This is a genomic window from Rubrimonas sp. (assembly GCF_036788415.1).
Classification (GTDB): domain Bacteria; phylum Pseudomonadota; class Alphaproteobacteria; order Rhodobacterales; family Rhodobacteraceae; genus Rubrimonas.
In genome coordinates this window covers 26,309-40,604 of record NZ_DAIQNN010000002.1, presented here as the reverse complement: position 1 = coordinate 40,604, position 14,296 = coordinate 26,309, and the positions used below count along the sequence as shown (strand labels likewise).

The 14,296-nt window shown below is 71.6% G+C and carries 14 protein-coding genes and 1 tRNA gene; 6 read left to right on the top strand and 9 right to left on the bottom strand.

The window, feature by feature from the left end; all coding sequences use genetic code 11:
* Nucleotides 1–65 precede the first annotated feature (65 nt).
* The 3 genes from V7Q31_RS00950 to alaS form a co-directional block, all read right to left on the bottom strand.
* Nucleotides 66–140, bottom strand: a tRNA-Gly gene (locus V7Q31_RS00950).
* Nucleotides 141–210: 70 nt separating this feature from the next.
* Entirely contained in the window at nt 211–441 is a 231-nt protein-coding gene (locus V7Q31_RS00945; protein ID WP_333831786.1) for a DUF1127 domain-containing protein, read from the bottom strand.
* A 155-nt stretch (nt 442–596) separates the two neighbouring features.
* A complete protein-coding gene (gene alaS / locus V7Q31_RS00940; RefSeq protein WP_333831785.1) occupies nt 597–3,272 on the bottom strand; it encodes an alanine--tRNA ligase in 2,676 nt (891 codons plus the stop codon).
* 175 nt (nt 3,273–3,447) lie between these two features.
* Between alaS and thrC the strand changes: the two genes are divergently transcribed.
* The 6 genes from thrC (at nt 3,448) to trxA (ending at nt 8,516) form a co-directional block, all read left to right on the top strand.
* Entirely contained in the window at nt 3,448–4,839 is a 1,392-nt protein-coding gene (gene thrC / locus V7Q31_RS00935; RefSeq protein WP_333831784.1) for a threonine synthase, read from the top strand.
* Nucleotides 4,836–6,098: a M16 family metallopeptidase gene (locus V7Q31_RS00930; protein ID WP_333831783.1), complete on the top strand. Its 1,263-nt coding sequence runs from the start codon at nt 4,836–4,838 to the stop codon at nt 6,096–6,098. Before thrC ends, V7Q31_RS00930 begins: the two co-directional genes overlap by 4 nt.
* Nucleotides 6,095–6,715, top strand: coding sequence for a GNAT family N-acetyltransferase (locus V7Q31_RS00925; protein WP_333831782.1), 621 nt, complete (start codon nt 6,095–6,097; stop codon nt 6,713–6,715). The genes V7Q31_RS00930 and V7Q31_RS00925 overlap by 4 nt, the downstream gene beginning before the upstream one ends.
* 50 nt (nt 6,716–6,765) lie before the next feature.
* Entirely contained in the window at nt 6,766–7,440 is a 675-nt protein-coding gene (ccmA, locus tag V7Q31_RS00920) for a heme ABC exporter ATP-binding protein CcmA (RefSeq protein WP_333831781.1), read from the top strand.
* Entirely contained in the window at nt 7,437–8,102 is a 666-nt protein-coding gene (ccmB, locus tag V7Q31_RS00915; protein ID WP_333831780.1) for a heme exporter protein CcmB, read from the top strand. The genes ccmA and ccmB overlap by 4 nt, the downstream gene beginning before the upstream one ends.
* Before the next feature lie 93 nt (nt 8,103–8,195).
* Nucleotides 8,196–8,516 (top strand): thioredoxin, encoded by a 321-nt coding sequence (gene trxA, locus V7Q31_RS00910; protein ID WP_333831779.1) that lies wholly within the window; start codon nt 8,196–8,198, stop codon nt 8,514–8,516.
* Between the two features lie 299 nt (nt 8,517–8,815).
* On the opposite strand, the gene V7Q31_RS00905 is transcribed toward trxA, so the two are convergent.
* The 6 genes from V7Q31_RS00905 to V7Q31_RS00880 form a co-directional block, all read right to left on the bottom strand.
* Entirely contained in the window at nt 8,816–10,126 is a 1,311-nt protein-coding gene (locus V7Q31_RS00905) for a bifunctional folylpolyglutamate synthase/dihydrofolate synthase (RefSeq protein WP_333831778.1), read from the bottom strand.
* On the bottom strand, nt 10,123–11,052 hold the full coding sequence (gene accD / locus V7Q31_RS00900; RefSeq protein WP_333831851.1) for an acetyl-CoA carboxylase, carboxyltransferase subunit beta: 930 nt from the start codon (nt 11,050–11,052) through the stop codon (nt 10,123–10,125). The genes V7Q31_RS00905 and accD overlap by 4 nt, the downstream gene beginning before the upstream one ends.
* A 31-nt stretch (nt 11,053–11,083) precedes the next feature.
* Nucleotides 11,084–11,875: a tryptophan synthase subunit alpha gene (trpA, locus tag V7Q31_RS00895; protein ID WP_333831777.1), complete on the bottom strand. Its 792-nt coding sequence runs from the start codon at nt 11,873–11,875 to the stop codon at nt 11,084–11,086.
* Between the two features lie 30 nt (nt 11,876–11,905).
* On the bottom strand, nt 11,906–12,298 hold the full coding sequence (locus V7Q31_RS00890; RefSeq protein ID WP_333831776.1) for a hypothetical protein: 393 nt from the start codon (nt 12,296–12,298) through the stop codon (nt 11,906–11,908).
* A 44-nt stretch (nt 12,299–12,342) separates the two neighbouring features.
* Nucleotides 12,343–13,563: a tryptophan synthase subunit beta gene (gene trpB / locus V7Q31_RS00885; protein ID WP_333831775.1), complete on the bottom strand. Its 1,221-nt coding sequence runs from the start codon at nt 13,561–13,563 to the stop codon at nt 12,343–12,345.
* Nucleotides 13,564–13,676: 113 nt separating this feature from the next.
* On the bottom strand, nt 13,677–14,255 hold the full coding sequence (locus V7Q31_RS00880; protein WP_333831774.1) for an aspartyl/asparaginyl beta-hydroxylase domain-containing protein: 579 nt from the start codon (nt 14,253–14,255) through the stop codon (nt 13,677–13,679).
* Nucleotides 14,256–14,296 lie beyond the last annotated feature (41 nt).

Below are 14,296 nucleotides of genomic sequence, written 5' to 3'. Positions count from 1 at the left end.
AAACGGAACGGGCCCCGAAAGGAGCCCGCTTCACGTCCGGCAGTCATCGCGTTTGGCAAATCACCTGGAGCGGGCGATGAGATTCGAACTCACGACCCCAACCTTGGCAAGGTTGTGCTCTACCCCTGAGCTACGCCCGCATCCAGTGCGGCGCTTTATAGAGATTCGGGACGCGCGCGCAAGCCCCTCGCGAGGGGCCGGCGCGGGCGGTCAGGCGCTGCGCACCAGCCGCAGGACGGGGGGCGCGGCGCGGCGCGGCCTCGGGGCGGGTCGGGCGAGGCGACCGTCCACATAGGCGACGATCTGGGCGCGCTCAATGCCCAGATCCGACAGGGCGCGCGCATCCATGGCGCGCAGCGCGGCGATGTCCCTCCGGCGCGCCTGCGCGGCGGACGCCGCAGCCCAGGCGCCGCGGAGGGCGGCGACAATCACATCGAGCATGGCTTTCTCCATGAGGCAGTCGAGACAGAGACAGGCGTGTCTAGACACATCATGGGATGCGCGCGGGTTTTCCGCAAGACGCGCGACGGTATTGTGACAGTCCGCGCGCGCAGACCCGCCCCGCCGCCGCCGCATGGCGCAGCGTCGTTCGGCCTTCAGGCTTCGGCGCGCTCCGCCAGCGCGGCTTCGACGGCGCGCAGCGCGTCCTCGGCGCGGTCAGGGTCGGCGCCGCCGGCTTGCGCCATGTCGGGCCGCCCGCCGCCGCCCTTGCCGCCCATCGCCTCCGCCGCGGCCCGAACGAGGTCCACCGCCGAGACCCGCGAGGTCAGGTCCTGCGTGACGCCCGCCGCGATCGCCGCCTTGCCGTCGGCGCGCGCGATCAGCACCACCGCGCCCGAGCCGAGCTGCGCCTTGTGCGCGTCGATCAGCCCGCGCAGCTCCTTCGCGGACACGTCGTCGAGAATGCGGGCGACCAGCGCCACGCCGCCGATCTCGCGCGCCGCCGCAGGGGCCTCGCCGCCGCCCCCGCCCATGGCGAGCTTGCGGCGCAGATCGGCGAGCTCGTTCTGCAGCGCGCGGCGCTCCTCCAGCAGCGCGCGCACGCGGTCCGACACGTCCTCTGGCCGCACCTTGAGCGACGCCGCCGCTTCTCCGAGGCGGCGATCCTGCGCGCGCAGATGCTCAAGGGCCGCCGCCCCGGTCAGCGCCTCGATGCGGCGGACCCCGGCGGACGACGCGCTCTCGCCGGTCACCGCCATCAGCCCGATCTCGCCGGTGCGCGCGACATGCGTGCCGCCGCACAGCTCCAGCGAATAGACGCGCCCGGCGGGTCCGGTCTCGCCCGCGGGCCGGGCGCCCATGGCCACGACGCGGACCTCGTCGCCGTATTTCTCGCCGAACAGCGCGCGGGCGCCCATCGCCTGCGCCTCGTCGGGCGTCATCAGGCGGGTCGTCACCGCGTCGTTCTGTCGGATATAGGCGTTCACCTCGGCCTCGACGGCTGCGATCTGCTCGGGGCGCATCGCCTCGGAATGGGCGAAGTCGAAGCGCAGCCGGTCGGGCGCGACCAGCGAGCCGCGCTGCGCGACGTGATCGCCGAGCGCCCCGCGCAGCGCCTCGTGCAGCAGATGCGTCGCCGAGTGGTTCGCGCGGATCGCGGCGCGGCGGGCGGGATCGACGACCAGCCGCGCGCTTTCGCCCTGCACGATCTCGCCGTCGACCACTTCGGCCTCATGCGCGAACAGATCGCCCGCGCGCTTGCGCGTGACCGCGACGCGGGCGCGGCCCGTCTGGGTGACGATCTCGCCCGCGTCGCCGACCTGGCCGCCGGATTCGGCGTAGAAGGGCGTCTGGTTGAGCACGATCTGCACGGTCGCCCCGACAGAAGCGGACCCGACGCGCGCGCCCTCCGCCACCAGCGCGCGCACGACGCCTTCGGCGGTCTCAGTCTCGTAGCCGAGGAACTCGGTCGGCCCGACCTCCTCGCGCAGGTCGAACCAGATCGCGCCGTCGGCGGCCTCGCCCGAGCCCGACCACGCCGCGCGCGCCTTGGCCTTCTGCGCCGCCATCGCCGCGTCGAAGCCCGCGAGATCGACGCCGCGGCCCTTCTCGCGCAGCGCGTCCTGCGTCAGATCGAGCGGGAAGCCGTAAGTGTCGTAGAGGCGGAAGGCGGTCTCTCCGGGCAACTCGGCGCCGTCGGGCAGGCCGTCGAGCGCGTCGTCGAGCAGGCGCAGACCGCGGTCGAGCGTGGTCTGGAAGCGGGTTTCCTCGAGCCGCAGCGTCTCCTCGATCATCGCCTGCGCACGGGCGAGTTCGGGGAAGGCCTGCCCCATCTGACGCACCAGCGACGGGACCAGCCTGTACATCACCGGGTCCTGCGCGCCGAGGAGATGCGCGTGGCGCATGGCGCGGCGCATGATGCGGCGCAAAACATAGCCTCGGCCCTCGTTGGAGGGCGTCACGCCATCGGCGAGCAGGAAAGAACAGGAGCGCAGATGGTCGGCGATCACGCGATGATGGATGCGGCCCGGACCGTCCGGCTCGACGCTCGTCGCATGGGCCGAGGCCTCGATCAGGGCGCGCATCAGATCGGTGTCGTAATTGTCGTGCTTGCCCTGCAGCACAGCGCCGATGCGCTCGAGCCCCATTCCGGTGTCGATCGAGGGGCGCGGCAGGGACTCGCGCCGCATCTCGTCGATCTGCTCGAACTGCATGAAGACGAGATTCCAGATCTCGATGAAGCGGTCGCCGTCCTCGTCCGGGCTGCCGGGCGGGCCGCCGGCGATGTGCGGGCCGTGATCGTAGAAGATCTCCGAGCAGGGGCCGCAGGGGCCGGTCGGGCCCATCGCCCAGAAATTGTCCGACGTCGCGATGCGGATGATGCGGTCGTCCGAAAGGCCGGCGTATCTCCGCCAGATGTCGGCGGCCTCGTCGTCGTCGTGATAGACGGTCACGAGCAGCTTCTCGGCGGGCAGGCCGAATTCCTTGGTGATCAGGTCCCAGGCGAGCGGGATCGCCATCTCCTTGAAATAGTCGCCGAAGGAGAAATTGCCCAGCATTTCGAAGAAGGTGTGGTGGCGCGCGGTGTAGCCGACATTGTCGAGGTCGTTGTGCTTGCCGCCGGCGCGGACGCATTTCTGCGAGGTGACGGCGCGGACGAAGTCGCGTTTCTCGACCCCGGTGAACAGATTCTTGAACTGAACCATCCCCGCATTGGTGAAGAGCAGCGTGGGGTCGTTGCGTGGGACCAGCGGCGAGGACGGCACGACCTCGTGGCCATGCCGGGCGAAGTAGCTCAGAAAGCCCGAGCGGATGTCGTTGAGAGACGTCATGAACTGCTCCGCGATCCTGCGCCGCGCGCGCCCGCCCGCAGCGACCTCCGCATGTAGCCGGGGGCGCGCCGGCTGTCCATGCGTCGGCGCCGCGCCCTGACGGCGTCCCGGGCCGGCGCGTCTGGCGCAGAGGGCCGCGCCGCGCTAGACCCTCCCCCCGTCAGAGGAGTGCGCGATGCGCTATGTGAGCACGCGGGGCGCGGCCCCGGAGTTGTCCTTCGAGGCGGCGATGCTGGCCGGCCTCGCCCGCGACGGCGGGCTCTACCTGCCCGAAAGCTGGCCGCAACTGGATGCGGCGACCATCGGGGGCTTCTCCGGCCTGAGCTATGAGGAAGTCGCCGTCGCGGTGATGCGGTCTTTCGTGGGCGAGGCCTTCTCGGAGGTGGAATTCCGCGAGATCGTCGGGCGCGCCTACGCCGCCTTCGACCACCCGGCGCGCTGTCCGCTGGTTCAGATCGGCCCGTCCGACTGGATTCTGGAGTTGCATCACGGCCCCACCCTCGCCTTCAAGGATGTGGCGATGCAGCTGATCGGGCGGATGTTCGACGCGGTGCTCGCCCGGCGCGGCGAGCGGGTGGCGATCGTCGGCGCGACCTCGGGCGACACCGGCTCGGCCGCGATCGAGGCGTTCCGGGGGCTCGACGCCGCGGATGTGTTCATCCTCTACCCGCATGGGCGGGTGTCGGAGGTGCAGCGCCGCCAGATGACCACGCCGAGCGAGCCGAACGTGCATGCCGTCGCGGTGGAGGGCGACTTCGACGCCTGTCAGGCGCTTGTGAAGGCGATGTTCTCCGATCTGCCCTTCCGCGACGAGATGCGGCTCGGCGCGGTCAACTCGATCAACTGGGCGCGGGTGATGGCGCAGGTCGTCTATTACTTCACCGCCGCCGTGGCGCTGGGCGCGCCCGCGCGCGAGATCGCCTTTTCGGTTCCCACGGGGAATTTCGGCGACGTGTTCGCCGGCCATGTGGCGCGCGCGATAGGGCTGCCGGTGGCGGGTCTCGTGATCGCGACCAACGAGAACGACATCCTGCACCGCACGCTGGTCACCGGGCGACACGAGAAGGCCGGCGTGGTGCCGACCATCACGCCCTCGATGGACATCGAGGTCTCCTCCAATTTCGAGCGGCTGCTCTGGGAGCTATACGACCGCGACGGCGCGGCGGTGCGCCAGCTGATGGAGGAGCTGCGGGCCGGGGGCTTCGCGCTGCGGCAGGGGGCGGCGACGACCCTGCGGTCGCAGTTCGCCTCGGGACGAGCCGATCAGGCGCAGACTTCGGCCATGATCGCCCGCGTCGCGCGCGAGACGGGCCTTGTGATCGACCCGCACACCGCCGTCGGGCTGGTCGCAGCCGAACAGGCGCGCGGCGACCGGGCGATCCCGATGGTGACGCTCGGCACCGCCCACGCCGCCAAGTTCCCCGACGCGGTGGAGGCCGCCTGCGGCCTGCGCCCCGCCCTGCCCGCGCGCATGGCCGACCTCTTCGACCGCCCCGAGCGCATCGACGTGCTCCCGAACGATCTGGCCGCACTCCAAAGCTACATCCGCGAAAGGGCCCGGCCATGACCGTGCGCATCGACAGCCTGCCCAACGGCATGCGGATCGCGACCGAGCGCATGGAGGGCATGGGCTCGGCCAGCATCGGCGTGTGGATCTCGGCTGGCTGCCGGCACGAGGGGCCGGAGCAGAACGGGATCGCGCATTTCCTCGAACACATGGCGTTCAAGGGCACGGCGAGCCGCAGCGCGGCCGACATCGCCATCCAGATCGAGAATGTCGGCGGCTATCTCAACGCCTATACCGGCCGCGAGGCGACCGCCTATTACGCGCGCGTGCTGGCCGAGGACGCGCCGCTGGCGATGGAGCTTCTGGCCGACATCCTGCGCGCGCCGCGCTTCGACGAGGCGGATGTGGCGCTCGAGCGCGGCGTGATCCTGCAGGAGATCGGCCAGGCGCTCGACACGCCCGACGACGTGATCTTCGACTGGCTGCAGGAAGTCTCCTATCCCGACCAGCCGATCGGCCGCCCGATCCTCGGGCCCCCCGAGCGGGTGAGCGCCTTCACCGCCGACGATCTGCGCGCCTTCACCGCCGCGCATTACGCGCCGCAGCGCATGGTGCTCGCGGCGGCGGGGGCGGTGGATCATGACGAGATCGTGGCGCAGGCGCGCGCGCTCTACGGCGACATGGCGCCGGGTCCCGCCCATGCGGCGGCGCCGGCGCGGTTCGCCGGCGGCGAACGGCGCAAGGTGAAGCGGCTCGAACAGGCGCACATCGCGCTCGCCTTCGAGGCGCCGGCCTATGGCGATCCGGCCTTCTACGCGGCGCAGATTTTCGCGACGGCGCTGGGCGGGGGGATGTCGTCGCGGCTCTTTCAGGAGGCGCGGGAGAAGCGGGGGCTGTGCTACTCGATCTTCGCGCAGGCGAGCGGCTATCAGGACACCGGCGCCTATACGATCTACGCCGGGGCGGGGGCTGCGGATATGGGGCCGCTGGCGCGCCTCGTCGTCGACGAGATCCGCGCCAGCGCCGAAGCCTTGAGCGCCGAGGAAGTCGCGCGGGCGCGGGCGCAGATCAAGGCGGGGATGGTGATGGGGCTCGAGAGCCCGTCCAACCGCGCCGAGCGGCTGGCGCGCAGCGTGGCGCTGTTCGGCCGGGCTCAGACGCTCGAGGAAATCGTCGAACGCGTCGAGGCGGTGGACGTCGCCGCCGCGCGCGCCGCCGCCGAGCGGCTCTGCGGGGCGGCGCCGATGGCGCTGGCGCTCTACGGCCCGGTCGCCCGCGCGCCGGGCGCCGAGGCGATCGCGGCGCGGCTGGCCGCATGATCCCGGCGCTGCTGGGCCGCCGACGTCCCGCTTTCGCGCTGCGATCCGAGCGGCTTCTGCTGCGACCGCCCCAGATCGAGGATTTCGAGCCCTGGGCGCTCTTGCGCCGCGAGAGCGAGGCGTTTCTGGCGCCGTGGGAGCCCGCCCGCACGCCCGACCACCTCTCGCTCAAGGCGTTCCGCGAGCGCGTGCGCTGGGCGGCGCGCTGCATCGCCGACGGACGCGCGACGCCCCTGTTCCTGCTGCGCCAGTCCGACGGCGCGCTGCTCGGCGCCGCCACCCTCGACAACATCCGCCGCGGGCCGGCGATGTGCGCGTCGCTCGGCTACTGGATCGGCGCGCCGCACGCCCGGCAAGGCTACATGACCGAGGCGGTGGGCGCGCTGCGCGACCACGCCTTCGGCCCGCTCGGCCTCAGCCGCATCGAGGCCGCCTGCCTGCCGGAGAACGCCGCCTCGCGCGCCGTGCTGGAGCGCTGCGGGTTCAAATACGAGGGCGTCGCCCAGAGCTATCTCCAGATCGCCGGGCGCTGGCGCACCCATGTCCTCTACGCCGCCCTGCGCGCCGACCGGCGCGGACGGGTCGGCGAGGCGGGGGAAGGCGCGGCGTTCGGCTGAGCGCGGGGCCGCCCCTTGCGCCCGGCGCCCCGCAGGGCGACAAGGCCGCCATGGAGTTGACCGTCGAGAACCTGTCCTGTCGCCGCGCCGGGCGTCGCGTCTTCGCGGGGCTGTCCTTCCGGCTGAGATCGGGCGAGGCGGCGCTGCTCAAGGGCCCCAACGGCTCGGGCAAGTCGAGCCTTCTGCGCGTGCTCGCGGGCCTTGTCGGCGTCGAGGGCGGGTCGGTGCGGCTCGGCGACGTCTCGCTGACCGGGGACCGCGAGAGCTTTCAGGAGCGCGTCGCCTATGCCGGCCATCTCGACGCGGTGAAGCCGCAATTCAGCGTGCGCGACAATCTGGCGGCCTGGGCGGCGCTCTACGGGGCCGACGAAGTCCGGGTCGGCCCGGCGCTCGAGCGCTTCGGGCTCGGGCGCATCGCCGATTTCCCGGCGGCCTTCTGCTCGGCGGGGCAGAAACGGCGGCTGGGGCTGGCGCGGCTGATGGTTCTGGACCGCCCGCTCTGGCTGCTCGACGAGCCGACCGTGTCGCTCGACGTCGCCTCCACGGCGATCTTCGCCGATCTGGTGCGCGCCCATGTCGCCGCCGGCGGGCTGGCGATCGCGGCGACCCATGTCGCGCTCGGGCTCGAAGGCGGGCCCGAGATCGGTCTGGGCGGCCCGCCGGCGCCCGACGCGCCCGCGCCGCCCCCCGACCATGACGAATTCCTCGCCGGAGACTGGCGATGAGCGGTTTCCTGGCGCTGATCCGGCGCGACGTCGCCCTGTCCCTGCGCATCGGCGGCGGCGGGCTGATGGGGGTGGGGTTCTTCCTGCTCGTGGTCACGCTGATCCCGCTTGGGCTCGGGCGCGACGCCGAGACGCTGGCCAAGATCGCCGGCGGGCTGATCTGGGCCTCGGCGCTGCTCGCCTGCCTGTTGTCGCTCGACCGGATGTTCCAGGCCGATTACGAGGACGGCGCGCTCGACTTGATCCTGCTCGCGCCGCAGCCGGTGGAGGCGTCGGTCGCGGCCAAGGCGGTCGCGCACTGGATCACCACCGGCCTGCCGCTGACGCTCGCCGCGCCCGTTCTCGCGATAACGCTGAACCTGCCGGCGCAGGCCTTTTGGGCGCTGATCGCCTCGCTGCTGATCGGCGCGCCGGGTCTAAGCATGATCGGCGCGGTGGGCGCCGCGCTGACGGTGGGGGTGCGGCGCGGCGGGCTCCTGCTGTCGCTGCTGGTGCTGCCGCTGTGGATCCCGACGCTCGTCTTCGGCGCGCAGGCGGTGAACCGGGCTGCGGTCGGGCTCGACGCGTCGGGGGCGCTGATGCTGATGGGCGCGGTGACGCTGCTGTCGGCGGCGATGGGGCCGTTCGCCGCCGCCGCCGCGCTGCGGGTGAACCTGCGCTGACGCGCATGGCCTCGCGTCTTGACCGTGAAGGGTGCGGCGCCTAGCTTCGCACCTCTCGCGGTTGCATAGCCGCAACCTGATAGGGGGACTGCCATGGCCACCGTCGCTGTCACGGACGCCAGTTTCGAAACGGATGTGCTGAATTCGAGCACGCCTGTCGTGGTCGATTTCTGGGCCGAATGGTGCGGCCCCTGCAAGCAGATCGGCCCTGCGCTCGAGGAGATCGCGCGCGAGTTCGACGGCAAGGTGAAGATCGCCAAGATCAACATCGACGACAACCCGAACGCGCCGTCGAAATACGGGGTGCGCGGGATCCCGACGCTGATGCTGTTCAAGGACGGCAAGCTGGCCGCGCAGAAAGTCGGCGCGGCGCCGAAGAGCGCGATCGCGAGCTGGATCACCTCCGCGCTCTGAGGCGGGGTTGAGGATCGCGGACGGGCCGGCTCCGAGGGGGCTGGCCCGTTTGCGTTTAGGGTGTGGGTTCGCGCGGGTGGCGGACATTGGCGGAGGCTCCCCGCTCGCCTCTCGGTCCGTGCGACCAGCACGGACCGCGCCCTCCCTCCCCCAAGGGAGGGCGCATTGCCACGGCGCAAGCAGCTGAATCGTTCGAGTATCTGGCGCCATAAACCGCCTAGCGCAATCGGAGCGCAGCGCCCTCCCGAGGTCGGGCGCGGTCCTCAGCGCCCATGCCGAACGGCGGAAACCCGCCCGCGTCACCCGTTCTCGCGCAGGATCGCCCCGGCCAGATAGAGCGAGCCGCAGATCAGGGCGCGCCCGCCGGGCCCGACATCGGCGCAGGCGGCGCGAACGGCCTCGGCGATCCCCGGCGCGGCCTGCGCCTGAAGTCCGCCGCGGCGCCCGGCCTCGGCGAGCGCCGCGGCGGGAAGGCCCGCCTGCGCGCCCGGAATATCCACTGTCCAGACGCGCGGCCCCAGCGGCGCGAAGCAGCGCAGGTAGCCCTCGGCGTCCTTCGTCTCCAGCATGCCCACGACCAGCGAAAGCGGCGCGGGGGCGCGGGCGGCGAGCGTCTCGAAATGGCGCGAGATCACCTGACCGGCGGCGAGGTTGTGGCCGCCGTCGAGGATCAGCGCCGCGCCCGCCGAGCGCGCGATCTCGGGCAGGGGGCCCGTCCGCAGGGTCTGGAGCCGCGCGGGCCATTCGGCGCGCGTGACCGCGGCGGCGCAGGCGGCCTCCTCGAAGCCCAGCGCGCGCAACGCGGCGATGGCGGCGCCGGCGTTCTCGATCTGATGCGCGCCCTGCAGGTTGGGAAGGGGCAGGTCGAGCAGGCCCGCCTCGTCGCGGAAGACCAGCCGCCCGCCCTCCGCCCGCGCCTCCCAGTCGCGGCCCGAAACGATCAGCGGCGCGCCGACGCGCGCGGCCTGCGCCTCGATCACCGCCAGCGCCTCGTCCGTCTGGGGCCCCACCACGCAAGGGACGCCCGGCTTGAGGATGCCCGCCTTCTCGAAGGCGATCTCGGCCAGCGTCGCGCCGAGAAATTGCTGGTGGTCGTAGGAGACCGGCGTGATCACGCACAGCGCGGGGCGGTCGATCACATTGGTCGCGTCGAGCCGGCCGCCGAGGCCCACTTCCAGCACCAGCCAGTCGGCCGGGATGCGGGCGAAGGCGAGGAAGGCCGCAGCGGTGGTGATTTCGAAGAAGGTGATCTGGGCCCCGGCGTTGACCGCCTCGCATTCCTCCAGCAGCGCCGACAGCGCCGCGTCGTCGATCAGCCGCCCCGCCAGCCGGATGCGCTCGTGAAAGCGGGCCAGATGCGGCGAGGTGTAGGCGTGGACGCGCGCGCCGGCGCCTTCGAGGCCCGCGCGCAGCATCGCATGCGTCGAGCCCTTGCCGTTGGTGCCGGCGATGTGGATCGCGGGCGGGCAGGCGCGCTCGGGGTTCCCGAGTTTGCCCAGCAGCGCGGTCATGCGCCCGAGCGTCAGATCGATGACCTTGGGGTGAAGCGTCAGAAGGCGGGCGAGGATCGCGTCGGGATCGCCGTTCCGGCGCTCGGGCGCAGCGCTCACGCGCCGTCCGCTCCGCCGAGGTCGGGCGGCGGCGCGACCGCTTCGCGCGGGGCGGGCAGGTCGCCATGCACCCGGGGGGCGGCGCGCATCAGCAGGCGCAGGATCTGGGCGAGCTCGTCGCGCATCTGCTTGCGGTGCGTCACCCGGTCGAGCATGCCGTGCTCGAGCAGGTATTCGGCGCGCTGGAAGCCTTCGGGCAGCTTCTCGCGGATGGTCTGTTCGATCACGCGGGGGCCTGCGAAGCAGATCAGCGCGCCGGGTTCGGCGATCTGCACGTCGCCGAGCATCGCATAGGACGCGGTGACGCCGCCGGTGGTCGGGTTGGTGAGCACCGTCACGAAGGGCAGGCGCGCCTCGCGCATCAGCTGCACCGCGATGGTGGTGCGCGGCATCTGCATCAGCGAGAGGATCCCCTCCTGCATCCGCGCGCCGCCCGCAGCGGAAAACACGACGAGGGGCGCGTTGACGGAAGTCGCGGTCTCGGCGGCGGTCAGCAGCGCGTCGCCCACGGCCTGCCCCATCGAGCCGGCCATGAAGGCGAAGTTCTGGCAGGCGACGACCGTCTGCAGCCCGCCGATCTCGCCGCGCGCCACCAGCATCGCCTCATGCTCGCCGCTCGCGGTGCGGGCCTCCCTGATCCGGTCGGGATAGCGCTTCTGGTCGCGGAACTTGAGCGGGTCGGGGACGGGATCGCTGAGGGGAACTTCGATCCAGACGGCGCCGTCGAACAGCGCGTCGAGGCGGGCGCGCGGCGCAATCTGCATGTGGTGGTCGCAATTGGGGCAGACGCAGAGCGCCTCGGCGAGCTCGCGGTGGAAGATCATGTGCCCGCACTCGTCGCATTTGCGCCAGAGATTCTCGGGCATCTCGCGGCGCGAGAACAGCGAGTTGATCTTGGGGCGGACATAATCGGTCAGCCAGTTCATGCCGTAACCGGAGCTCGAGCCGGCGTCCTTGTCAGCGGCCATGCGCGCCCTCCGCCAGTTCGGACACGAAGCGCAGCACCTCGGCGGGCGCGGCGCCCGCGCCGATCATCGAGACGATCGCCGAGCCGACCACCACGCCGTCCGCGACTTTCGCCATCTCCGCCGCGGCGTCGGCGGTGCGCACGCCGAAGCCGACGCAGACGGGCAGGTCGGTCTGCGCCTTGATGCGCGCGACCTGCGGGCCGACTTGCGCCGCATTCGCGGCGGCGGCGCCGGTGATGCCCGCGATGGAGACGTAATAGACGAAGCCCGACGCGTTGCGCAGCACCTGCGGCAGGCGGGCGTCGTCGGTGGTGGGGGTGGCGAGGCGAATGAAATGCAGCCCGGCCGCGGCGGCGGGCAGGCAGAGCTCCTCGTCCTCCTCCGGAGGGAGATCGACGACGATCAGGCCGTCCACGCCCGCCTCGACGGCCTCCTTCAGGAAGCGGTCCACGCCGCGGGCGTAGATTGGGTTGTAATAGCCCATCAGCACGATGGGGGTGTCGGGGTGCGCGTCGCGGACCGCGCGCGCCGTGGCGAGTGTGGAGAGGAGCGTCGCGCCTGCGGCGAGCGCGCGCTGTCCCGCCGCCTGGATCGCCGGACCGTCCGCCATCGGGTCGGTGAAAGGCAGGCCGAGCTCGATCACGTCCACGCCCGCGCCGGGCAGGCCCTTCGCGATCTCGATTGCCGTCTCGTGGTCGGGGTCGCCCGCCATCACATAGGCGACGAAGGCGACGCGGTTCTCGGCGCGGAGCCGGTCGAAACAGGCGGTCAGGCGGGACATCGGCACCTCGCGCGACGGACGGCAGAGCCGTCAGTCGTCCTTGCGGTAGAAGGTCTTCTGCTTGGGCTTGCCGTCCATGCCGGTGCGCGGCGGGCGTTCCCCGGCGGGCTTGCGGTCGGCGTAGGAGGGCTTGTCGCCATAGGGCTTCTTGTCCCCGTAGGGCTTCTTGTCGCCATAGGGCTTGCGGGCGGGGCGCTCGCCCTCGTCGTCGTCGCGGCGGGGCCGGGGGCGCGGGGCCGGGCGGTCCTCGCGGGGGCCGCGATCCTCCCATTTGTTGAGCGCGAAGGCGGGCAGCGTGTCGCGCCCGATGCCGCCGTCATTGGCCCAGACGACCGAGACGGCGTCGCCCTCGACGCTCTCGACGAGCATGCGCATCGAACCGGATTTCAGGACGACCACGTCGCCCGGGGTGAAGTCGGCCACGGCGGGCCCTCCGAATGAAAGGGCGGCCCGCGCGGCCGCCTGCGTCACAGCCCGCCGCCGAGATGCTCGGCCACGGTGAAGATGTCCTTGTCGCCGCGCCCGCACATGTTGAGGATCATCAAATGATCCGCCGGCAGCGTCGGCGCGAGCTTCGTCACATGCGCCAGCGCGTGGCTGGGTTCAAGAGCGGGAATGATCCCCTCGGTGCGGCAGCAGAGCTGGAAGGCCTCCAGCGCCTCCGCATCGGTGGCGGACACATACTCGACGCGCCCGATGTCGTGCAGCCAGGCGTGCTCCGGCCCGATGCCCGGATAGTCGAGCCCCGCCGAGATCGAATGGCCCTCCAGAATCTGGCCGTCCTCGTCCTGCAGCAGATAGGTGCGGTTGCCGTGCAGCACGCCGGGCCGCCCGCCGGTTAGGCTCGCCGCATGCTCCATCCGCTCGTCCACGCCATGCCCGCCGGCCTCGACGCCGATGATGCGCACCTCCTTGTCGTCGAGGAAGGGGTGGAACAGCCCCATCGCGTTCGAGCCGCCCCCGATGCAGGCCACGAGGCTGTCGGGCAGCCGCCCCTCGCGCTCGAGCATCTGGGCGCGCGCCTCGCGCCCGATGATCGACTGGAAGTCGCGCACCATCGCGGGGTAGGGGTGGGGGCCGGCGACCGTGCCGATGCAGTAGAAAGTGTCGGCGACGTTGGTCACCCAGTCGCGCAGCGCCTCGTTCATCGCGTCCTTCAGCGTCGCGCGGCCCGAGGTGACGGGGACCACCTCGGCGCCCAGCAGCTTCATGCGGAACACGTTGGGCTTCTGGCGCTCGACGTCCGTGGCGCCCATGAACACGACGCATTGCAGGCCGAAGCGGGCGCAGACCGTGGCGGTGGCGACGCCGTGCTGGCCCGCGCCGGTCTCGGCGATGATCCGCTTCTTGCCCATGCGGCGGGCGAGCAGGATCTGGCCGAGCACGTTGTTGATCTTGTGCGCGCCGGTGTGGTTCAGTTCGTCGCGCTTGAGATAGATCTTCGCACCGCCGAGATGGTCGGTGAGGCGCTCGGCGAAGTAGAGCGGCGAGGGGCGGCCGACGTAATGCGCCCAAAGGTCGTCCATTTCGGCGTGAAAGGCGGGATCGACTTTCGCGCGGGCGTATTCGGCTTCGAGTTCGAGGATCAGCGGCATCAGGGTTTCGGCGACGAAGCGGCCGCCGAACAGGCCGAAGCGGCCCTTCTCGTCGGGGCCGGTGCGATAGGAATTCAGCAGATCGTCGGGCATGGCGCGTCCCCTGTCGGATTCGCGCCTTCTAGAACATTTGCGGCGCGCGCGCGAGACGGCGGCGGCCCGCAGGCCGCCGCGCCTTGACGCGCTTCGGGCGCCGGATCGGCGCCTCAGGCGGCTTCGGTCTCGCCGAACACCTCCGCGGCGCGGGCGCGCGGGAGCATGTCGAAGATCATGTGGATGCGATCCTCCTCGCCGTCGTTCATCGCCTCGTGCATGGCGTGGTTGTCGAACCACCACAGCTCGCCTTCGCGCATCCGCATCTCCTCGTCGCCGGCGCGCATCCACGAGCCCTGCGTCGAGCGCAGCACGAAATGATAGCGGTCGCGCACTTCGTAATAGGCGCCGCGGTCGATATGGGGATAGACGCGGCGGCCCGCCGGCAGGCAGACGATCTTGCCGCGCCCGAGGATCGCGTCCTCGGCGGCGGCGACGCTCTCCAGAAAGGCGCGGGCGCGCGGGAACCCGGCCGACGCGCTGGTCCATCGGCTCTCGTGCACATCGCGGCGGGCGCGGTCGCCGATCGCGGATTTGCGCAGGCCGCGCAGCGGGATGGCGAGGGCTTCGCGCTGCACGGCGATCTTCTCCTGCCGGCCCTGCGACAGACCCCACGCATTTGGCACAGACGCGATTTCGTCGAGGAAGGGCTTGGGGTCGACGCCCGAGCGCAGTTTGCGGAAGTGCTTCATCGGATCGGATCCTCCTGTCATCCGGCGGCCTCAGGCGCCGC